The sequence below is a fragment of the Xanthomonas sp. 3307 genome (assembly GCF_014199735.1).
GTDB lineage: Bacteria > Pseudomonadota > Gammaproteobacteria > Xanthomonadales > Xanthomonadaceae > Xanthomonas_A > Xanthomonas_A rydalmerensis.
The window spans coordinates 232,745-255,002 of sequence record NZ_JACHOG010000007.1; the positions used below are offsets into that span (position 1 = coordinate 232,745).

Genomic DNA, 22,258 nt, shown 5'->3' on the forward strand with positions numbered 1-22,258 from the left:
ATCTATCCGTTTTTCAAACCCGGCGACAGCGCGGATACTTGTTTCCAAGCCGAAGCGCACGCCAAATCGCGCCAATTCAGCCCTTTCGATCCACTTGCATATCAACGCCACCAAGGAGCCTCCCATGCTGCAGATCCGCCCCGCCAACACCCGTGGCCGCGCCGAACACGGCTGGCTGTCCTCGCGCCACACCTTCTCCTTCGGCCACTACCACGACCCGCGCCACATGGGCTTCGGGCCGCTGCGGGTGATCAACGAAGACCGCGTGCAGCCGGGTCAGGGCTTCGGCACCCACGCCCATCGCGACATGGAGATCCTGTCCTACGTGGTCGAGGGCGCGCTGGAGCACAAGGACAGCATGGGCAACGGCTCGGTGCTGCGCTACGGCGACGTGCAGCGCATGAGCGCCGGCTCCGGGGTCACCCACAGCGAGTTCAACCACTCCGCCAGTGAACCGGTGCACTTCCTGCAGATCTGGGTGATGCCCGAGCGCGCCGGGATCGATCCGGGCTACGAGGAAAAGCACTTCGCGCCGGACAGCAAGCGCGGCCAGCTGCGCCTGATCGCCGCTCCGCAGGGCGAGGACGGCGCGGTGCGCATCCACCAGGACGCGCGCATCTATGCCTCGATCCTCGACGGCGATGCGCGCCTGGATTACCCGCTGGCGGCCGGGCGCGGCGCCTACGTACAGGTGGTGCGCGGCACGCTGAGCGTCAACGGCCAGACCCTGCAGGCCGGCGACGCGCTCCAGGCGATCGACGAGGCGAGCCTGCAGTTCGCCGATGCCAAGGACAGCGAGTTCCTGCTGTTCGACCTGCCGCGCTAAGCGCGCCAGGCCAGGTCGCGCCCGGGGCCATACCGGACCGGGCCGCGATGGTCTCGCGCTGTCTGCCTGCCCAGCTGCGCCATGGCGTCGCTGGGTCATTCCTGCATCGGCTGCACCTCGTGCCGCCCATGTCCTCACGCCACCCTCGGCGCCCCGTAACGCGTCCTGCACGGCCTTCGCGGCCATGCTTCCGCTCTCCCTCCCCTACTGCCGGCGTTCCGGCCGAGAGCCTGCCCGATGCGCCACCCCACCAGCGCCGCCTATGCCACTCCCTCGCGCATCCGCGAGGGGCGTCCCTTCCCCCGCGGCGCCGTGTTCGACGGTCAGGGCACCAACTTCGCCTTGTTCTCGGCGCACGCCACCCGCGTGGAGCTGTGCCTGTTCGACGATGCCGGCGCCGAGACGCGCCTGGACCTGCCCGAATACACCAACGAAATCTGGCATGGCTATCTGCCCGACGTGAAGCCCGGCCAGCGCTACGGCTATCGCGTGCACGGCCCCTATGCGCCCAGCGAAGGCCACCGCTTCAACCCCAACAAGCTACTGCTCGACCCGTACGCGCGCGAGCTCGAGGGCGACCTGATCTGGGCCGACGAACTGTACGGCTACACCGTCGGCCATGCGGACGGCGACCTCAGCTTCGACGAGCGCGACAGCGCGCCGTTCATGCCCAAGTGCGTGGTCGTGGAAGATACCTACGACTGGGAGGACGACGAGCGCCTGCTGACGCCGTGGAACGAGACCCTGGTCTACGAGACCCACGTGCGCGGCTACACCATGCGCCACCCGCAGGTACCGGAAGCGCTGCGCGGCACCTGCGCGGGACTGGCACAGGAACCGGTGCTGCGCTACATCAAGGAACTGGGCGTCAGCGCAGTGGAACTGCTGCCGGTGCACGCCTACCTCGACGATCAGCACCTGCTCGACAAGGACCTGCGCAACTACTGGGGCTACAACACGCTCGGCTTCTTCGCGATCAAGTCGCGCTACCTGGCCAGCGGCCACCGCGACGAGTTCCGCGACATGGTCAAGGCGCTGCACCGCCAGGGCCTGGAAGTGATCCTCGACGTGGTCTACAACCACACCGCCGAAGGCAGCGAACTGGGCCCCACCCTGTCCTTCCGTGGCATCGACAACGCCAGCTACTACCGGCTGGCCGAGGACAAGCGCTACTACATCAACGACACCGGCACCGGCAACACGCTCAACCTGAGCAACTCGCGGGTGATCCAGTTCGTCAACGACTCGCTGCGCTACTGGGCCGGCGAGATGCACGTGGACGGCTTCCGCTTCGACCTGGCCACCATCCTCGGCCGCGAACCCACCGGCTTCGACCAGCGCGGCGGTTTCCTCGACGCCTGCAACCAGGACCCACTGCTGTCGCAGGTCAAGCTCATCGCCGAACCCTGGGACTGCGGCCCGGGCGGCTACCAGGTCGGCCACTTCCCGCCGGGCTGGTCGGAATGGAACGACAAGTTCCGCGACAACGCACGCGCCTTCTGGAAAGGCGACGAGGGCAAGCTCGCCGAATTCGCCACCCGCTTCACCGGCTCGGCCGATCTGTTCGATCGCCGCGGGCGCCGGCCGTGGGCCTCGGTGAACTTCATCACCGCGCACGACGGCTTCACCCTGCACGACCTGGTCAGCTACAACGAGAAGCACAACGCGACCAACGGCGAAGACAACCGCGACGGCTCCGACCATGACAGCTCCTGCAACTACGGTGCCGAAGGCGAGACCGACGATGCCGACATCCTGCAGTTGCGCGAGCGGCAGATGAAGAACCTGCTGGCGACGCTGCTGCTGGCACAGGGCACGCCGATGCTGCTGGCCGGCGACGAGCGCGCGCAGACCCAGGGCGGCAACAACAACACCTACTGCCAGGACAACGAGATCACCTGGATCGACTGGGAGCGCGACCCGACCGAGGGCCGCCTGACCGAGTTCGTCAAGGCAGTGAGTGCGTTGCGGCGGCGCTATCGCATCCTGACTCGTGGCCGCTTCCTCAACGGCCAGTACAACGAAGATGCGGGCGTGCGCGACCTGACCTGGCTCAACCCCGGCGGCACCGAAATGGACGAGGCGCACTGGACCGACGCCGGCGCGCGCTCGGTCGGCCTGCTGCTGGAGGGCAAGGCCCAGACCTCGGGCGTCAAGGAGCTGGCCAACGACGACACCCTGCTGATCGTCATCAATGCCTACCACGAGGGCGTGAGCTTCGTGCTGCCCTCGTCGGAAGAGGAACTGCACTGGAAGCTGGTGCTGTCCACCGACGACGCGCTGCAGGTCGACAGCATGCCGGCCGGCGCCAGCGAGTTCCTGGCGCCGCCGCGCAGTGTGAGCGTGTTCGAGTGCCAGACGTCAGCGTCTGCGTGATTGCAGGCCGCTGAGCGAGCCGTTCCCGTGTCACTTCTCGCCGCCAGGATGCGATGCTGGCGGCGAGAAGCGTAAGGCAAGCTCGGCCCGGCAGCGCATCCGGCCTCACGCTGCGACCTGCGCGCACACCACATGCTCACGCTCGCCGTCGGTAGACGCAAGGCAAGTGAAGCGTAGAGACGTTCTGCACGCGTGCGAATTGCTGGCAGCGCGTGAATACCTTGCCTGATCGCCGTGCCTGCCTCACGCATGCAATAGAGACGTCGACCACTTCGATGAGGCCGCAGCGCCTCACAGCGCCACTGCGCTGTTGCGGCGGCTGCTTGCGGACCCGGCGGGCGGCGATCCTTCTGATCTGAAGGCGTATCGCAAACCGCGACGGTCACCTGCTGCGGCCCTTACGGAACTGCTGGAGAAGCACGATCCGCCTCTCACTTCTATCTGTGCTTGCGCAAGTGCCAGCCGTGACAACGTCCCGGTACCGATGAGATGCGAGCTTGCGTCACGCTACGCCGGTGACGTCGTCATGCAGGTGCAACTGGCCTGCATGGCCTTTGGCACGGTATTCGATGAAGCCGGCTCGCTACGCTGAGCGCTCACTCGCTTCCGCATCCGGCATGCACGACTCGACCCAACGCACTCTCCACCCTGCTTCCAGCATGGCCTTCATGCGCCACCCGCTGCTGCGCATCGCACTGAGCGTCGCAGTCCTCTCCTTGGCGTCCTACCCGTGGCTGCCGTTCCCGTGGCGAATGCCGGTGGTCGGCCTGCTAGGCCTCGCGCTGGTATGGATCGAAACGCGCTCGCGCATGGCCTGCGGCGTGGCGCGCCCTCGCCTGGTGTCCGTGATCGGCTGGACCGCGCTACTGGTGTTGCTGACCGTCGGCTTCATCACGCCGGTGCTGCAACCGCTGATTGACACCATCACCGGACACAAGACCGACTACAGTGCCTACGGCGCGCTGAAAGGCAACGTCCAGGCCACGACCCATCTGATCGGCGCGGCATGGCTGAGCGCAGCGCTCGGCGAAGAGCTGGTGTTCCGCGCCTTCCTCATGCATCAACTCGATGCCCTGCTGGGGCGGATACGCGGCGGCCGCTGGATTGCCGCGCTGGCCGGCGGCGTGGTGTTCGGCTTGATGCACGCCGCCCAGGGCGCTTCCGGCATCCTGCTGACAGGCGTGGTCGGCCTGCTGTTCGGGTACGCCTATCTGCGTTCCAGGCGTAACCTGTGGGCAATGATCCTCGCGCACGGCCTGATCGACACCTGGGGCGTGACCACGCTGTATCTCGGCTGGTATTGAGTGCACAGCGCTGGCGCAGGCCATCGATCGGCCTGCCGATGCTGACGGATGGCTTCGCTTCTAGCGGGAAACGAAAGATCGCGTCACTGTGCTCGTGCCCCCATTACAAGGCGCTGGAGCACGCCAGCGCAGGGAATGCGCAATGACAAGCCAGATGAATAGCGCAGGCATGGGGCGCAACCCTTCCGCCGCCTAAACGATGCGTGCGCGCCCGCTCGATTTTCACTCGAGCGCTACCGGCCGGCGCGCAGTTTGGCGATGCCCACTTGAGGGCATCCCTACTGCGGAGTCAACGATGGACAAGAATCGTACCGAAGGCGCCAAGAACCAGATCAAGGGCACCGTCAAGGAAGTCGCCGGCAAGGTGACCGGCAACAAGATGAAGGAAGTCGAAGGCAAGGTGCAGAAGAACGCCGGCAAGGTGCAGAGCGAAGTGGGCAAGGCGCGCGACAACGCGCGCGGCTAAGTTCCAGGCGTTCGTGCTCCCCTGCCTTGCAAGGCTGGGGAGCTTCTGGGAGCGGCCTACATGCCGCCTCGCTGATCTGCGAACTCATCCGATGCCTTCGACTCTCCGGATTCGTATAGCCCACTAGCATGGCCCGCGAGTCGAACTCAGTATCGAAATGCGTTGCCGCGTTCATCAGGCGTGTCGCCACCTCCGCTCAACGGCACGCATGTCGATCACACACCAGCAGGCCCTGAAGCTGATTGGCGCTGCGGAGCTCTTGGAGCACATCGATAACCATGCGAGTACTGCGCAGCGTAGGTCACTGTGCTCGGAAGAAGTACGTCGTACTCTCGGACTAACAGGCGCCGTTTTGGCGGAGACGGTGTGGCTTGCGCTGCAACTGCCGCAATTCAGCCCAAGCGAAGCGGAGCCACTCCACGCTGTCAAAGCCCCGCTTACGCTGGCGGCGTGCATTTATCCGCATCGGTTACCAATTCGCCATGCACTGCGGAAAGCTGGCAACGGCCCATGCCCCGAATCGCCTTGGCGGCGTTGAGCGACACGTGTCACCGGCTCGCCTTCCACGTCATTGCTGGGCTGCGCAGCGCCGCGACCATACACAGGTGCAGTCCTTCGCTCTCCAAGCAGCACGCGGCTTGGGCAGTGACGCGATGTCGATGCAGGTTGCCGATCGCCGCGATGCATTCCAGACACGGGTGTCGACTACGATGCACCAATCGTTATGCCATTGAGCAGGGTTTGCCGCTGGCGTGACGCAGCTGCGAAGACGGTAGCCCATGGCAAGCGCCTTCACGATGGACGCCGCTACGCGTTGCTTGGCACGACTCGACAGCCGATAATGTTAGAGCGCCTTCCACTGCGAGTCTTCTTGCCACCTCATGAATTTAAATAAAACATTTATCAACATTATTAACTCTCCCAGAATAGCATCACTTCTGCTTGCCCTATTGCTTCCTGCCGCCCAGGCCAATATGGCCATTGCAGCAACAACTCTCGCAGCGCCCGCCAAAATAACAGAAGCTGATTTTAGCGTTAAAATCAACAACCGTTCTTTTTTCCTGGGAGAAAAATGGAGTGACCAGGCCAAAAAACAGGCAGGCACTCAAATCAGCGAAGATTTCGTGGGCGATGTGCCTGCCGGAGATATCAGTTACAAGTACTACCGACATCAATATGACGGATTTGAAATCTACACGGCCAACCTATTCTGGCAAGAAGAGCGGCGCGACATCGATAGCTATCTGATCGCGCAGATAACCATCAACACATCCGCGGTCAAAACAGCAAGAGGCATCACGATCGGCGATACGGAGAACGTGCTGCTCAGCAAGTATGGCCAAGGTACGGCAGATGACAGCAACAGTCAGCATTGGCTATATTATGAAGCGGGCAATAAGCGCATCTCCTTTCAACTTGAACATGAAAGAATCATCCATATCATGATGACGCTCAACACGGATAGTTGAACAATCCTGCTTGATACGTCATGCAGGGTCAAATCGATCAGTCCGATCACGACGCCGAGCCAGTCATTCTGGGCCACGCCTGGAGCGCCGCTCTGGCGTGCCGAGGCTTTCATCGTTGAAGCAAACCCTCATCTTTACCGAAGCCGTCCATATGTCGAAGGTGACGTGAACAGCGATCCAGCCTTGATGCGACCACACAGATCGCCTCAGGGGCCACACTAAAATCTTCGAAATGCAGTGCCGGCTCCGCAACGGAGAAGTTGACGTTTTGAAAACACCTTTTTTCGTCATCAAGCTTCTCGACTGTTCCATCTACTTCCAGCAGAGATGTCAGCGCTGCTGTTGGCTGCTCGGAAGATGATGATGCTGGCCCTGTCAGGCAAAGGCACAGCACCGAGGTGATGACGAAGCCGATCCGTGTGACATCACCTCTATATAAACGCAAGAACGAAACGCCGCGGCCCAACGCATGCGGATTTTTCGAGTAGCCGAGACAGTGGTATTCAAGACTTGCTGAGACCGCCGTTCTTTGATGCCAGGTGCCGGAAGCAGACTATGATCGCCCGCCAATGGCACTTCGGTCGCATGCCCCTGCCGGCAGGGGCAGTCCGATGTTGACGGACACCCGGTGCATCCCGTAATGGGAAAGAGAAACAAAGATTCGCACCCGCTTCTTCAGGATTGTTAGTGCAGGACTGTTCTTGGACGCGTCCTCCACACTACCCATTGGCAAAGAAGAACCACGCCAGCGAGGCTCGATTGCCAGGAAGCTACGGCGATGGCTATATGCACCAGCGAAACCAATGGTAGGAACACCCTGCTTCATGCCTACCGCAACGACTTCGAACTGCTGAGCTTCAACATCGATCATCGCAGGACGTTTGTCCGCTTCAAGCTGCTCCCGCACGATGCGACACCGCTTCTGCGTTGCGACCCAGCGTACCGACCTCTACTGCTGATAACGGCACAGTGAACTGGCTCCTGCGAACCAGCAAACATGGTCGCGGCATTCACTTGCGACGCGTACGGCAGCGGCATGAAGCGCTTGACGGTGTGCCTCGCCATCGCGATAGCTTGTGGCCACGATTAACTTGCCGGGCATGCGATCGTAGACATCTGCAGCGATTTAACGATTGCCTAGACGCCATCCTCTAGTATCGAGATGCTTCCGGGGAGGCGCTTTTTCCTGACGTTCCCAAGACACTATGCAGATCCAACACATGTTGGACAGCGTTCGACTCGACGCAGGCGAGAACCGATCAACAACAGGCAGTATCCCAACACCAGCTAGGGAGGGTTGCAAATGCTTTCTGATATCTCCGTAGAAGAGATCTCGCGCCGCCAAGCGCTTGGCCATCAAGGCGACTCGCTGCCGGGACAGGCGCGCTACGGCAAGGAACTGCAGCACTACAACATAAAGTCGGCGTCCGACCAGGACATCGTCGAGATACGGAAGTTGCTTGCGGTGCACGGCCTGCTCATCTTCCGCGATCAGGTTCTCGAAGACCACCATCTGATCCATTTTTCGCGACGCCTTGGGTCGGGCAAGATCGAAGCGCCTCCCAAGGCGTTCAACAGCCCTTCCGATAGTATCGCCTACCTTACCAACCTGAAGAAACCCGACGGTTCTGCACTCGGGTTCGCAGCGGACTCCACCGACGTGTGGCACTCCGACCAGGAATTCAGGGAAGCTCCCGCATCGATCGCCATGCTGTATTGCCTGATTCCCACCGACAACGAGGGCGCCACAAGTTTTGCGACGACCGCGGTGGACAATCTCGATATCGACCCAAGCGAACTGTCCGAACTACGCAAACTCTGGTCGACACGGCAAGCCGCAAGCATCGTGGCACATCCGGTGGTTGAAACCAACCCGTTCACTGGAAACGAGTTCATCTACATCAGCGAAAACACTCGCCAGTTCATTGGACCCGACGGCGAAAGCATCGCAGATAGCGACAAGAAGGCCGCGTATCTTCTTGAGAAGATTCTGAAGCCAGAAAACATCTACTCACACCCATGGAAGCAGGGAGACGTGCTGCTCTACGACAACATGCAGCTTGTCCATCGTAGAGAGGCATATCAGGGAATCCGCTTCCTCAAGGCCGTGAAGTTCCATCCTGATGGGGAGTACGTCGTCCGCCCCGCTGGAAAGATGCTGCAGTCGCCCCAGTAGTGCGGCCCCGGCCCTGATAGATCCCGACTGGATTGCGCATTCCGGCGGTACCACGACCGCCGGAACGTGCGTTAGGCCGCTCGCGCGACGCGCCTTTGTTGCGAAAAACGCTGGATCAAGCGCCTTGCGACGCGCTGCCCCGTATGCCGCGGCCTAGGTAATCGGCGATCTTGGGGCCGTAGAACGCAGCAGCTTCCTCCATCATCAGCACATTGTGTCCAAACGGAACACTCACTTCCTGCAGCGCTCCGGACACATACGCGTTCCACGAGAACGGATGCGCCCCGCAATTGACCAGAAGCGCGTCTCCCATGAAGACAGCGCGATTCTTGTATGCCTGCAGGCGCACGTTGTTTCTCTTGATCGCACAGAGACGATCCAGCATGGCGGCCTGCCGCTCGGGACAGGCATCACGCACTTCCCGGAAGCTCAATATTTCCTGGCTCCAATGCGCGCGATGGCTTGACACCATTTGTTCGATCCACGGTTCGCCATCGAAGGGAAACCCGTCGATCAGCACAAGACTGTCCACCTCCAGCCCACGCGCCTGCATAGCGGTCGCGATGGCATGGGCCGGGATCGCTCCGAAAGACCAACCGAGCAAGTGATAAGGACCACGCGCCTGAAGTCGCTGGATCTGCCCTATGTAGTCGGCGCACATCTCATCAAGCGTTGCGGGCAAGGCTTCGCCGTCGCGCAGGCCGCGCGCCTCCAGGGCGTAGACCGACATATCGGCTGCCATATGCGGCAGCAACACCCTGTAAGGTCGACCGAATCCGCTGGAAGGATGAATACATACCAGCGTGCGATTGCGACCTTCTGGACTCAGCGCCAATGGCGCACCTTGCGGTAGACGCTTGGTGCGTTCTTCGAGCCACTGCCCCAGGTCCCGCACGGTCGACTGCTCGAAAACCGCTTGCACAGGAACGGCGATGTCGAACGCTTCCCCGATCCGACTGGCCAACTGCGCCGCTTGCGTAGAAGTCCCCCCCAGGGTGAAGAAGCTGCTGTCGAAATCTATCCGGTCGACCGGCCTGCCCAACACGTCCCCGAAAACTCCCTGGACGCACTGTTCGTGCCATGTCCGTACTCCACGCAGACACAAGGACTCACCTTCATCCTCTCGCATCGGACCCTCTTGGCTCATTGCCGGAATGCTGCGGACACGCCGCACCGCACACCCTGACGTCGTACGGCTCGACCAGCATCATGCCGCGCTCCATACCCCACCCGAATGCGCCTGCGCAATCAGATCGCCCTCCTCGATACCGTCGCAGGCGTCGACGTCGAGCGTCGCAGCGTTGTCTTGAAGCGCATCCGCCAACGCCTTGTTGCGACGCAAGACCTCGTTCCGGAGTTCGGCAAGGATATCGAAGCGGCGGCGTTCGGACAGGCCATCGCAAAGCGCCACCTCCACCTTGACAGCGACGACGCCCCCCTGCTGCGACCAGCGGGTCCGGAATTTCGGGTTACCGACCGCATGAGGATCGCGCACCTGCTCGATGCCGGCGAAGCGTGCCGTGCGCTCGATCTCAGGCACTTCGTCCACTGCCTCAAGCACGGACGCCGGAGTGACCAGCCAACGATCACCGCCAGGCTTCGGCACGCCGTATCGCGCGCGCCCCAGCGGCTTTATCGCTGTCGTGCCCGGACGGCACGAGGAGGTGTGCGTCACCTCGACGAGGTCTCCAGTCAAGTATCTGATCAGAGGCTGCGCCTGCTGGAAGGGAGACAGCGCGGTCAAGGCGAGCAGACCCTGCCCCGCGGAAATGGGGTTTCCGCTTTCGGCACCGATCACTTCTGCGATGACGAACGGCTCGAAGTGGTACCAGCCACAGGCCAGGCACTGGCTGGCGCCGCCGAACACCTCGCTGACGCCGAACCGGTCGACGACCGGCGCCGCCCAGGTCTCCTGCAGCCTACGGCGCCAGGCCTGCGTCAGATACTGCGAGTAAGAAACCACCAGGCGAAGCGCCGTGACTGGGAAGCCATCCGGATAGGTTCGCAACGTGTCCAGGGTGAACGCGCGCAAGCAGCGCTCCAGCCCCATCAGCACCGAGCAGCGTGCATCCACGTTGGCGTCGTTGTGGCTGCGCAGGAGAGTGGTCCGCCCGTACTCGAAACTGCCCGCGTCGAATACGCTGACACGATGATAATGGGCAGCCCCGGGCACCCGGACCAGGTGGCCGTGATACGGGTTCTTGAACTCCAGCCCACGCAACAGTGGCCCCGGTGGGCGGTCGCGCAGCACTCTCGCGAAGAAATCGGCGATGAACGCCTGCTCACGGTCGCTGCGCACCGTGATCAGCGGATTTCCCGTCGTCCCCGTGGTGAAGACATCGTCGCAGATGACCCCTGCGCGATTCCTCGCTGCATCGCCGGCCGCGCGGATGTGATCCTTCTCGACCGGTGGCAACTCTGCCAGGCTATCCAGGCCGACATGCCGCAGCGAGCATCCTGACCAGTGCGCGCGATAAAAAGGGGTATCGAGCGCGTTAGCGATCGTTCCGGGAAGAAGCGCACCGTGAAATGCGTGCAAGGCCTGGATCGAGCCAGACTGCGATGCCTCAAGCAGATCGCTGTCGTGCCGCATGAACTGGACGCCTCCTTTCCCTGGCGCCATCTGAAAATCCGGAAAGGACGAGCGCACCGGGTTCTCGTGTACGAAGTACACCCTGCGACTCCTCCTGCAAAAAAAACCGCCCTGAAGGCCAGGGCGGCACTACGACGCCGATAGCGCATCCATGTCTAGCCGACGCTGCCATTCTCGTTCACGAGAATCGAGCGGGCGACATTCATCAGCTTGACCGTCTCGGCCGTCGTCATCGGACTCGCCGACGATGACGCTTCGGTAGACGCCTGCCCGCCGACCGGCTCTTCACCTGCAGCCACCGGGCGATCGGCTTGCACGTGCTGCGCAGCAGACTGCACCGTGCGCCAATCGTTTTCGGTCGCTTTCGCGTACAGCTTTGCCACCGATTCAACCTGCTCTTCTTCGTTCGTCATTGCCAATCTCCTTGAAAACCATGAATCAGTGACTCGGACATGGAAAGCGGTGGTCGTCTAGCGACATGGCCAACCTGAGACCCTAGTTGTAAAGCACCAGAAACCGCAGGTCGGCCGAACTGCGTAGGTGACCCGTGGCCGGTCCCTGCGCATTGAAGAAGGCGGTATGCGCACACACCCCCGCGACATCGCGCAAGCCGGTGTCGGTTCCCGACGAGAGACTGCCATGCGAGGTGAGCAGACTCTTACTGGCGCTGTCGTGGCATTTGAACAGGATGACTTCTTCCGGCCTCAGCCCACTCCAGTGATACCAGCGATGCGCGTCGCTGTGCTTGAGCGAAAATCCTTCACGGTCCTGCACCCAGCGCTCATGCATCCATTCCGGAAGGATCCTGCGCGTGACCACCAGATCCTCTACCGGATCCACCGTGCGGTAGTCGAGCAACGCGAGTGGAAAGTTCTTGACCGGCTCGACGAACGCACGCCAGACGTTGATGATCTGAAACCGGCTGACATGCCGCGCGTGGCTGGCATGATGATCGAGCCGCGCCTGCGCACTGGTTGGATTCTGGTCAACGTGCACGCGCTGGTATGGCCCGACGAACGGATTGTTGACCAGCTTGACGGCGGATTCCGTATCTTTCTGGCGGATGCATGTATCGAAATGCACGACATCGTCCGCGCCAAGCACGTTCTTCAGCAGGTCCTTGGTTTCCTCGATGTAAGACTCGATCGACGCATTTCCGTACTCCAGAAAATCCTTCTGGTCCACTGCAGTGGGGGCGTCGAATTTCTGGAATCCCCAGCCATCCAGCGTCGGACTCAGATCGGGTGCGGTTCGCAGATCGTTTACGCCTAGCTCGATCCCGACTGTCAGGAAGTTGCAGATGACCTCCGGCGGACGCGTGGCCGCGTCGCATTGCCAGTTGTCCACCCGACCTCCTGGGGTGAGCGGAGCGGAGTAATACAACGTCGTAGGTGCACTTTCCATTCTTCTCACCGCCTATCAATGGCCGTTGACGTCGGGACAGAAACGCTCAGATTAAGCGGCGATCTCTGCTGGTAAGCCGCCGCGATTGCGGCAGCAGCGCGAATGCGTCGAATATGCACTGCTGAAAAATCAGGCACTAGCCCCTCAGCGAGGAACCGATCCTACTCTCGGGAGATTCGCACTGTCAACGAAGATTCTGCGATACGCCGCGCAATCCAGCACAGATTTACGAAGACAGTTCTAAACGGAAAATGTGACCATTCGACTGCGATTTCCTGTCCACTTGCAAACAGTGCGCAACCACACGGAACGCCATCTGGAAATCGAACAGAGCTGGAATTGTCTACCAAAAAAAACGTGGAAATGCATAGAGTTCGCGCCTGTCGCAACGATCCCTTCGCTGCACCATCGCCAGGATCAAGTTCACTTGCGACATGCTGCAACGCAACCAGGATGACGCACAGAGAACTGCAATTCCTGCAGCACGCTGCATTATGCTGAATTACATGGAGTACGGCCTTGACGCGACCGAATGTTCAGGCAGACCCCAAATGGATTGGGAAAGTAGCGAATATTTCATTCATTGTTTCCGTCAGCCTATTCATTATCTTTGCGGCGCTCACGAAGTGGCGTCTTGAGCCGGTTCCTCCGGCCACGCCAACCGACGCGGACCGTTTTTCCGCCGATCGGGCCTTCGACGTATTGACGCACCTCCTGCCGCAGCAGCTGCCACATCCTGTTGACAGCGAAGAAAACGACAAAGTACGCCAGCGGATTCTCGCCACACTGCGCGCGTACGGCTATCAGCCGGACGTCCAACAAGCCATGTCCTGCCGCAAGCTTAGGGTCTACGTCTGCGCCAAGGTGGAGAACATCACCGCGCTGCGCGAGGGATCGGCAGACGGCAAGACGTTGCTGTTGTCTGCGCACTACGACTCGGTCGATGCAGGCCCCGGTGCAAGCGACGACGGTGCGGGCGTGTCGATCCTGCTTGAGACGGCGCGGATGCTTGCGCAACGTCCCGCAGGCAGGAACAGCGTTCGCTTCCTGTTCACGGACGGCGAAGAAGCCGGACTGCTGGGTGCCAACGCATTCGCCACCCAGTCCCCGCTCGCCGCCGGTCTCGCATTGGCGATCAACATCGAGGCACGCGGCACGTCCGGACAAAGTGCGTTGTTCGAAACCGGCAGCACCAGCGGCTGGCTGGTCGACGCCTTCGCCGCCAGCTCCGCACGGCCGCTGGCCAATTCCCTGCTCGACACAGCATATGCGCTGCTGCCCAACGACACCGACCTGACGATCTTCAAATCGCACGGCATGCAGGGCGTCAACTTCGCCTATGGCGATCACATGGCCTACTACCACACGCCACGCGACAATCTGCAGTCGCTGAACCGCGGTAGCCTTCAGCAACAAGGCGATCACGTCTACGGCCTGCTTGTCTCGCTGCTGGATCGCGACATTCCTGCACCGGAGGCGATGGGCCGCCGGGTGTACACCGACATCATGGGAGTGGGCGTGGTTCGATGGCCGGCAAGCGCCGGCACCGGCCTGGCCGTCGCCCTGCTTGGCATCTTCGCGTTGTGCCACTGGCGCCGCGGACAGCGGCAGCCCATTGCCGGGGTCAGCATCCTGACCGGGTTCTTGCTGGTCGTCGCCTGCGCCGTGCTGGGCGGCCTGGTCGGCTACTTGCTGACGGCCGCCCTGTCCATGGCAAATGGGGGCGATCCGTCATGGCACAGCGCCACCGCGGCCAACCGGTTGCTGTTATGGACGTGCGTGCTGCTGGCGACATTGGCCACGCAACGCGCACTCAGGCGCTGGAGCAGTCCCGAAGGAAGCTGGATCGGCGTGGGTTATGCGTGGCTGTTGGCTGGCGTGGTGACGGCCCTGCTCCTGCCCGGCATCAGTTACCTGTTCATCCTTCCCTCCATGGCACTGTCGGCCGCGGCACTGCTGCTCCTGGCTGCCCCGCCATTGCGCAAGGCCTTGCCGCTTGTTCTGTTGCTGCCGGCATCTGTGGCGTTCGCGACCTTGCTGAACGCGGCATTCCTCTTCGAAATGCTGCTCGGATTCAATGAGGCAATCGGCGCTGTCGGCATGGGCGTGCTCATCGGCCTGGCCGCCTCGTTCTTTGCGCCATTGATGCCGACCGGCGCGCCCTCCAGGACCCTGCGCTACGGCGGCGCCGCGATGTTGCTGGTCGTTGCCGGCAGCGCCTTCTTTTCGATGCACGCCCCCGCCTACGACGCAGAGCAGCCGCAGGCGGTGAACATCCTCTACGTACAGGGCGCCGGCGGCGAGGCCCATCTCGTCTCGTCAACCGCGACGCCGCCTCTCGCTGTGGCCCGTGCAATGGGAGCCAGGGCGTCCATGAAACCCGTCTTCCCCGAGTCCGGTGAGACCTATCTCGCCGTGCCTGTGGCATCCGCGTCGCTGAGCCCGGCAAACGTGATCGTTCTGAGAACGGAGCAAACCGCCACCGGAAGGACCTCGACCATTCGCATCGATGCGGATGCCTCGATCCGGCGTGTAGGCCTGTTTTTCCCGGAGGCAATGGGATTGCGCTCGATCGAAACCGCAGACCAACGGATGGACTATGCGGGCAGCCGCTCCAGCTACGGGCGATACAAGGTCCTCAATTGTCGAGGCAGGTCATGCAACGGCATGCAGCTCACCCTCGCGATGGCCAACAAGGGCCCGGCCACCGTGCTGGTCAAGTCATTCTCACCCCTGGCCAAGCAGGCTGGCGCGCTGGCGAAGGCCAGGGACAGCAGCGCCGTGCCTTACCAGGACGGCGACCAAAGCGTCGTCATCAGCGACGTCACGCTCTGACCCGAAAGAGGCGCTCCCGATCCATACCTGGCACCACCAGCAAGGCAAGAGCACGGCGGCGGCGTAAGCCGCGTCGCACGTCCGACATCACCGTATGGCGATGGAAGCGATTGGATGAAGCACATGGTTCTCGAATTGACACCCGCACAGCAGGACATCTATCTGGAGGGACAGCTCTTCGGGAAGGTGGTGAACAACATCGGGGGCTATCAGGTCTATCGCGGCGAGCTGGATCTTGGCCGCTTTCGGCAGGCACGCACTCGTCTGTTGCAGGAAAACGATGCCTATCGCCTGCGTTTCCGCGAAGTCGGGGGCCGTTGCACGCCGTTTCTCAGCGACGTGTGCCAGACCGAACTGCGCATCGTGGATGTTGCCACCGCGGCGGCTGCGCTGGCCTGGATCGAGGAACGCATGGCGACGGCGTTCGGCGACATCGCATCGAACGTATTCGAAGATGCGCTGCTGCGCCTGGCATCCGGCGAGCACTGGTATTTCTCCAAAGCCCATCATCTCATCATGGATGGCTGGGGATTCGCCCTGCAGATGCGCCGCTTTCTTGGGATGTACGCGGACCTGGGCGAGACCGCTCCTGAGGTGGCGCTCGGCCGCCCACCCTGCTCCTTCGTCGATCACATGCTGCGCCAATCCGGCTATCGCGGCAGCCCGCAGTATCTGCGCAGCCGCGAACATTGGCTTTCGCGCCACACTGGCACAAGGGATGCGCTGTTCCCGCTTTTGCATGCGCCGGCAGCAATTGGCAGCAAGCGTGTCAGTGCAGTCCTGGATGCGGCCTTGCTCACCTCGCTGCGGCAACTGGCCGCCGACGCGAAGGCCGATCTGGTCGCGGTGATGCATGCAGCGCTGTGCCTCTATTTTTCCAGGTCGTACCAGCGCACCGATCTCGTCATCGGCTCGCCTGTGCACAACCGACGCAATGCGGATGACAAGGACACCATCGGCTCCATCGTCAACGTCAACATGCATCGGTTCGCCGCGCAACCCTGCATCTCCTTCATCCAGCTGGTCGAATACGTGGCCTCGGTGCTGCGGCAGGACTATCGCCATGGCCGCTTCCCGCTCGGCGACCTGGTCAGGGCACTTCGCGAAAAGCACGGCACCAGCGACGATCTCCCATACGAAATCGCCTTCAACTATCAGAAGTTGGATTTCGATTTCCAGATCCATGGCGAGCCGGTGGAAACGCATTACCTGTCGCACTCGCAGGAGCGTGTCCCACTGACCTTCGTGCTTTGCGACTATGGAAACCAGGACGTGCGGCTGCATCTGGACTATGCGCTCGGCCATTTCGGCGAGACCGACGCGCAGGCCGTGCTCGACAGGCTCGTGCACGTCCTGCACCAGGTCGCTGCCGATGGCAGACAGCAGGTCGCTGCGTACCGGCTCCTGCTCGCGGAGGAATCGCAGGATCAGTTCAGCGTCTGGCAAGGCGCCGACGTCGCGTTGCGCCCGGGCGCATGCATCCACGATTTCTTCGAAGAGCAGGCCGAGCGCACACCCGACGCCGTCGCCGTGGCGTGCGGCTATTCCACGCTCACTTACGCCGAACTCAACCGTAGGGCCAACCTGCTGGCCGCCCGGCTGATCGAGCAAGGCGCCGGCCCTCGGCACATGGTGGGTGTGTGCCATGGCAGATCGCTGGAACTGGTGGTCGCGTTGCTCGCCGTGCTGAAGTCCGGCTCTGCCTATGTCCCGATCGATCCGGCCTATCCACCATCGCGGATACGCCACATTCTCGACGATGCGCGCCCAGCGATCCTGCTCGCCGACGCGGTGGGTGCCCAAGCCCTGGGTGATGTCGGTGGGTCAGCCATCCGTACGGACCTCCCTTGCGCCAAGGCCGCACAGGACGAGCGTGCAGCGGTGAATCCGGCGCGCGCGACAACCGGGCTGTCCGCGCGGGAAGTCGCCTACGTCATCTACACCTCCGGCTCGACAGGGCGACCCAAGGGCGTCCTGATCGAGCATCGCAACGCCGCCGCGTTCATCCAATGGGCGCTCGCGCACTATTCGGCCAGCGAGTTGTCCGCGGTGCTCGCTGCAACATCGATCTGCTTCGACCTGTCGGTATTCGAACTCTTCGTGCCGCTCGCCATCGGCGGCCGCGTCGTCCTGGCAGAAAACGTGCTGGCGCTCAGGGACCAGAAGTTCGACGGCGTCTCGCTGATCAATACGGTTCCATCGGCGATCCGAGCACTGCTCGATGCCGCAGCCATTCCCACCTCTGTGCGCTGCCTCAACCTGGCCGGGGAACTGTTGCAGCAGGAGTTGGTGGACGCGCTTTATATGCAGCTTGCGGCAGTGAAGGTCTACGACCTCTACGGCCCCTCCGAAAGCACGACCTATTCCACCGTCTGCCTGCGCAGCAAAGGCGGGGACGCCTCCATTGGAAGGCCTATCCACAACACCCAGGTCTACGTCCTGGACGAGGCAGGCGATCCGCTTCCGACCGGCATGGTCGGCGAACTCCATATCGCCGGTGCCGGTCTGGCCAGGGGCTATCTGAACCAACCCGCGCCCACCGCGGAGCGGTTCGTGTTCAACCCCCACGCGCAAACTCGGGTCTATCGGACCGGCGACCTGGCGCGCTGGACCAGCGATGGCCGCCTGCAGTACAGAGGACGCAAGGACAATCAGGAGAAGATCCGCGGCTATCGGGTCGAGCCAGGGGAAGTCGAGGCATGCCTGCTGGAGCACCCCGCGGTCACCGAATGCGCCGTGGTCGGCCACGGCACGGCGGGGGTCGCCGAAGGCCGGATCCTGCTGGCCTATGTCGTCGTGGCGCCGGCAGGCGAGGACAAAGCAGATCCCGCCATGCCCGAGATTCTGGACGATCTCGCCAGGTTCCTGACCATGCGCCTGCCGGCACATATGCTGCCATCGCGCTTCATTCCGCTCTCCGCGCTGCCGTTGACCCCCAACGGCAAGGTGGACCGCAAGGCATTGCCTGCGCCAGGCTCCGCACCACGCGGCGCGGCTGCCGACGCGTCACCCCGCAATGACACCGAACACCGTCTGACCATGCTGTGGCAGGAGACGCTGCAGCAACAAGGCATCGGCATTCACGAGAACTTTCTTTCGAGAGGCGGCGACTCCTTGCTGCTGCTCAAGCTTGCCTCGTCCATCGAACGCGAATTCGCGCTGCGCGTCGACCTGCCGCTGCTGTTCTCCAACACCACGATCGCCGCACAAGGCCGCTTGCTGATCCAGCAACTGGAACTGGAGCGCGTGCGCCACGCGACATGCGATCTGCGGGAAGCGTCATCGGACACCTTCATCGATCTTTGATCGCAGAACGGACTATCAAGCCATGGTGTTGGACGTCGTCAAGCAAAGCAAGCCGCAAATCGCGCTCGCCAGCGCGATCAGCATCGCTGCCGGCGCAGCCAACATCTGGCTGTTGGCCCTGGTTGGCCGCGACATGCGCGCCGCCGTCGCCGCGCCGGACGCAATCGCAGAATTTGCCGGCGCATTGGTATTGATGGTCGGGTTCGGCCTGGTTTCTCAGGTGGCGCTGTCGCGACTCAGCGCCAACATGCTGCATGGCCTCCGTCACAAGCTGGTGCAGGCCATCAGCCACCTATCGGTTCGCAGAATCGAGGCCATCGGGCGCCACCGGCTGTACGCCGCGCTCACCCGCGACGTCCCTGCGTTGCACGACTTCCTCGTCGCGCTGCCCAACTACGTGTTCAACATCACCGTGGTGCTGGCGTGCCTGGTCTATCTCGCCGTCATCTCATCCCGCCTGTTCCTGGTCTTCTTCGTACTCCTCCTCATCGGCCTCTACGTGGCCAAGGTCGTCATCGCCGACCGGGCGGAGGCGCGCTTCCAGTTGCGCCGCAAGGTGGAGAACGATCTGTTCAAGTGCTACGAAGCGGTCATCGACGGCAGCAAGGAACTCAAGCTGAACCCGGACCGGGAGGGCTGGTTGATCCGGGATGAGCTGGAGGGATTCGCCCAAAAATACAAGGACGCCACCAAGACCGCGGAGTTGTTTCTCAACATCTCCAACAGCTGGGCGACCGCGATCATCTTCATCGGGGTCGGCACGCTTCTGTTCCTGTCCTCGCACATCGGCGTGCCGGACCGCGAACCGGTGGTGACCTTCGTGCTGACCATTTTCTATATCGTCGGCCCGCTCACGGTCCTCATCAATTCGTTCCGCACCGTGCATGCCGCCAAGGCGGCCATCGCGCACCTGCATGCGCTCAGACTCGATGCCACGGATACCGCCTCCTCCTCACCTTTGGCGATGGAGCCGTTTCAGTCGCTGTCGGCGAAAGGACTGTTTTTCCGCCATGACAATCCGGACGGAGAATGTCCCGGGTTCAATGTCGGCCCGCTGGACCTGGACATCGCGCGTGGCGAGATCGTCTATTTCGTCGGCGGCAACGGAAGCGGCAAGACCACCGCGGCGAAGCTGCTGACCGGATTGTACGAGCGCCATGCCGGCGAAGTGCTGATCAATGGCGTGCAGTTGGCAGACCAGCGGGCGCACTTCCAGTATTTTTCTGCGATTTTCCAGGATTACTACCTGTTCGAAACGCTGGTGGCGAAGCACGGCAAGGAGATTGAGCCCGAGCAGGTGCGAGACTGGCTGGACAGGCTGCATCTCTCCGACAAGGTCAGCGTCGAGCACGGACGCCTGTCCACCACCAGGCTGTCCTATGGCCAGCGTAAGCGCCTGGCCCTGCTGATTGCCTACTTCGAGCAGTCGGAGATCTACGTCTTCGACGAGTGGGCCGCGGACCAGGATGTGGAGTTTCGCGAGTTCTTCTACGGCACCTTCCTGCCCGGGCTGAAGAAGCTGGGCAAGACCTCGATCGTGGTCAGTCACGACGAGCGTTACTTCCATCTCGCCGACAAGGTGCTGAAGTTCGACAACGGCGTGATCGCGTCCACCACCCAAAACACTCCGAGCGATGCCTGTTGCGTGGAACGCGACAGCCCCCCAGGCAGCCGCCAGCCCGCCATGAACCCTTTCACTTTGGAACGGACGTCTGCGCGCACATGAACATTCACGATCTCCTGAGCGAATGCGTTCGCAGCGGCATCCGTCTGGCCGAGAACAACGGCGATCTGCGCGTCCACTTCGATGGTCCCACCCCGGATCGCGCACTGCTCGATCTTTTGCGCCGGCACAAGCAGGACATCCTGCAACAACTGGCCAAGTCGGAGACGCGGCATGTCGCGGGCATCCAGGCACTGGCCCCGGAGACGAGGACATCGGCTCCGGCATCCATGGCGCAACGCCGCATGTGGCTGCTCCACATGCTGGAGGAGGCGAATGGCGCATACAACATGGTCGGGGTCTACCGCGTGCGCGGCAGTTTCGATGCCGCGCACATGCAGGCCGCGCTGGATACGCTGGTGGCGCGCCACGAGGCCTTGAGGACCGTCTTTGCCGAGGAAGATGGCGAGGTGCGGCAATGCGTGCAGCCCACAGGGCGCGTGGCATTCGAGCACCTCGATCTCTCCATGGCCACCTCCGATGAGGCCGAGCATGCCCTGCAGCGCTTGCTGCAGCGCGAGAACCGGTGGCGTTTCGACCTTGCCGCCGGACCATTGCTCCGCGCCACCTGCAGCGACCTCGGCAACGGCAACTGGATGCTGCTGCTGAACATCCACCACATCGCCGGGGACGAGTGGTCCATCGGCATTCTGGAGCACGAGATCAGCGCGCTCTATACGGCGCTTTCCGCCGGCACGCCGCCGGCGCTGCCGGCACCGACCCTCCACTACATCGACTACGCAGCATGGAGCAACCAGCAGGCCGAGGGCCCCGATCAGTTGGCGCAGCTCGACTATTGGAAAGCAAAGCTGGCTGATTTGCCGGCGCTGCACAGCCTGCCGCTGGACAAGCCGCGGCCTGCAGTCCAGGTCTACGACGGCGGCACCGTCCGCCGGATTCTGCCGCAACGCTGGCTGCAAGCCGCGCAGACGCTATGCCAGGCCAGCAACGCCACGCTTTTCATGTATCTGCATGCGGCACTGACCACTGTCCTGTCTGCTTACAGCAACGAGGACGACATCACTCTTGGTTTCCCCGTCAGTGGCAGGCAACGCAAGGAACTGGAAACGGTCGTCGGCTTGTTCGTCAACACGCTGGTACTACGCGTGCCAATGCGCGGCGACATGACGTTCGCCGATGCCCTGGCGCTCAGCCGGGAGGCCGTGATCGAAGCGCTGCAGCATCGTGACGTGCCCTTCGACACCCTGGTCGACACCTTGTGCTCGGGGCGCAGCCCCGCCTACACGCCGTTGGTGCAAATTTTCCTGGCGCTGCAAACACAGGAGCGCGCCGGGTTGCGCCTGCCTGGCATCGACGTCGAGGCACTGGACAACCCCGGCGCTCCGGTGAAGTTCGACCTGCAGGTGGACGCCGTTGCGTCGGATGCGGGATTGATCGTGGATTGGCGCTTCAACCGCAGCCTCTTCGAGGATGCCTCGATGGAGCGCATGGCAGACGCGCTGGTCCGCGTGCTCGAGGCAAGCGTACATGCGCCAGACCAGCCGCTGTCCCGCATCGACCTGCTGGCACCGCAGGAGCGCCAGCTGTTGCTGGAGACATGGAACCAGACCACGGCCCCCTATCCCGACGATCGCTGCCTCCACCAGCTGTTCGAGGAGCAGGTGCAGCGCAGCCCGCACGCCACGGCCCTGGTCCTGGACACGCACACGCTCAGCTACGCTGCACTCAACGCACAGGCCAACCAGCTCGCGCACCACCTCATCGCCCAGGGCCTGCGCCCCGATGGCCTGGTCGCCCTGTGCGTGCAGCGCTCCTTCGC

General features: G+C 62.5%; 16 protein-coding genes. 10 read left to right on the plus strand and 6 right to left on the minus strand.

Translation table 11 applies throughout. The annotated features are described in order from the left end of the window. Nucleotides 1-124 precede the first annotated feature (124 nt). The 5 genes from GGR64_RS16805 to GGR64_RS16825 all read left to right on the plus strand — a co-directional run bounded on the left by GGR64_RS16805 (nt 125) and on the right by GGR64_RS16825 (nt 6,441). Complete coding sequence (locus GGR64_RS16805; RefSeq protein ID WP_160969586.1) at nt 125-826, plus strand: pirin family protein; 702 nt, start codon at nt 125-127, stop codon at nt 824-826. Between the two features lie 237 nt (nt 827-1,063). Continuing rightward, nucleotides 1,064-3,202 carry a glycogen debranching protein GlgX gene (gene glgX, locus GGR64_RS16810; RefSeq protein WP_184647230.1) on the plus strand — a complete coding sequence of 713 codons (2,139 nt, stop codon included), beginning with the start codon at nt 1,064-1,066 and terminating at the stop codon, nt 3,200-3,202. Nucleotides 3,203-3,954: 752 nt separating this feature from the next. After that, complete coding sequence (locus GGR64_RS16815) at nt 3,955-4,506, plus strand: CPBP family intramembrane glutamic endopeptidase (protein ID WP_184647263.1); 552 nt, start codon at nt 3,955-3,957, stop codon at nt 4,504-4,506. Between the two features lie 295 nt (nt 4,507-4,801). Then, nucleotides 4,802-4,972 carry a CsbD family protein gene (locus GGR64_RS16820; protein ID WP_184647232.1) on the plus strand — a complete coding sequence of 57 codons (171 nt, stop codon included), beginning with the start codon at nt 4,802-4,804 and terminating at the stop codon, nt 4,970-4,972. Nucleotides 4,973-5,853: 881 nt separating this feature from the next. After that, a complete protein-coding gene (locus tag GGR64_RS16825; RefSeq protein WP_260303064.1) occupies nt 5,854-6,441 on the plus strand; it encodes a hypothetical protein in 588 nt (195 codons plus the stop codon). A gap of 109 nt (nt 6,442-6,550) precedes the next feature. Here the strand turns inward: GGR64_RS16825 and GGR64_RS16830 are convergent, their stop codons facing one another. Beyond that, nucleotides 6,551-6,886 carry a hypothetical protein gene (locus tag GGR64_RS16830; protein WP_184647234.1) on the minus strand — a complete coding sequence of 112 codons (336 nt, stop codon included), beginning with the start codon at nt 6,884-6,886 and terminating at the stop codon, nt 6,551-6,553. A 108-nt stretch (nt 6,887-6,994) separates the two neighbouring features. Then, entirely contained in the window at nt 6,995-7,348 is a 354-nt protein-coding gene (locus GGR64_RS16835; protein ID WP_221236258.1) for a hypothetical protein, read from the minus strand. A gap of 396 nt (nt 7,349-7,744) precedes the next feature. On the opposite strand from GGR64_RS16835, the gene GGR64_RS16840 reads away from it, so the two are divergent. After that, nucleotides 7,745-8,617: a TauD/TfdA family dioxygenase gene (locus GGR64_RS16840; protein ID WP_237475423.1), complete on the plus strand. Its 873-nt coding sequence runs from the start codon at nt 7,745-7,747 to the stop codon at nt 8,615-8,617. Between the two features lie 115 nt (nt 8,618-8,732). Here the strand turns inward: GGR64_RS16840 and GGR64_RS16845 are convergent, their stop codons facing one another. The 4 genes from GGR64_RS16845 to GGR64_RS16860 all read right to left on the minus strand — a co-directional run bounded on the left by GGR64_RS16845 (nt 8,733) and on the right by GGR64_RS16860 (nt 12,614). Then, nucleotides 8,733-9,764, minus strand: coding sequence for an alpha/beta fold hydrolase (locus GGR64_RS16845; protein WP_326520359.1), 1,032 nt, complete (start codon nt 9,762-9,764; stop codon nt 8,733-8,735). Between the two features lie 60 nt (nt 9,765-9,824). Beyond that, a complete protein-coding gene (locus tag GGR64_RS16850) occupies nt 9,825-11,291 on the minus strand; it encodes a hypothetical protein (protein ID WP_184647240.1) in 1,467 nt (488 codons plus the stop codon). Nucleotides 11,292-11,365: 74 nt separating this feature from the next. Beyond that, the gene (locus GGR64_RS16855) at nt 11,366-11,623 is read right to left on the minus strand and encodes a hypothetical protein (RefSeq protein WP_184647242.1); all 258 of its coding nucleotides are present in this window, start codon (nt 11,621-11,623) and stop codon (nt 11,366-11,368) included. Between the two features lie 82 nt (nt 11,624-11,705). Continuing rightward, a complete protein-coding gene (locus GGR64_RS16860; protein WP_184448067.1) occupies nt 11,706-12,614 on the minus strand; it encodes a CmcJ/NvfI family oxidoreductase in 909 nt (302 codons plus the stop codon). A gap of 519 nt (nt 12,615-13,133) precedes the next feature. Here GGR64_RS16860 and GGR64_RS16865 point away from each other — a divergent pair. The 4 genes from GGR64_RS16865 to GGR64_RS16880 form a co-directional block, all read left to right on the plus strand. Beyond that, nucleotides 13,134-15,449, plus strand: coding sequence for a M28 family peptidase (locus GGR64_RS16865; RefSeq protein WP_184647244.1), 2,316 nt, complete (start codon nt 13,134-13,136; stop codon nt 15,447-15,449). A 114-nt stretch (nt 15,450-15,563) separates the two neighbouring features. Further along, nucleotides 15,564-18,755, plus strand: coding sequence for a non-ribosomal peptide synthetase (locus GGR64_RS16870; RefSeq protein ID WP_184647246.1), 3,192 nt, complete (start codon nt 15,564-15,566; stop codon nt 18,753-18,755). 22 nt (nt 18,756-18,777) lie between these two features. After that, the gene (locus GGR64_RS16875; protein ID WP_160969564.1) at nt 18,778-20,481 is read left to right on the plus strand and encodes a cyclic peptide export ABC transporter; all 1,704 of its coding nucleotides are present in this window, start codon (nt 18,778-18,780) and stop codon (nt 20,479-20,481) included. After that, nucleotides 20,478-22,258, plus strand: a 1,781-nt coding sequence (locus tag GGR64_RS16880; protein ID WP_184647248.1) for a condensation domain-containing protein, incomplete at its 3' end; no start/stop codon positions are given. The genes GGR64_RS16875 and GGR64_RS16880, both read left to right, overlap by 4 nt.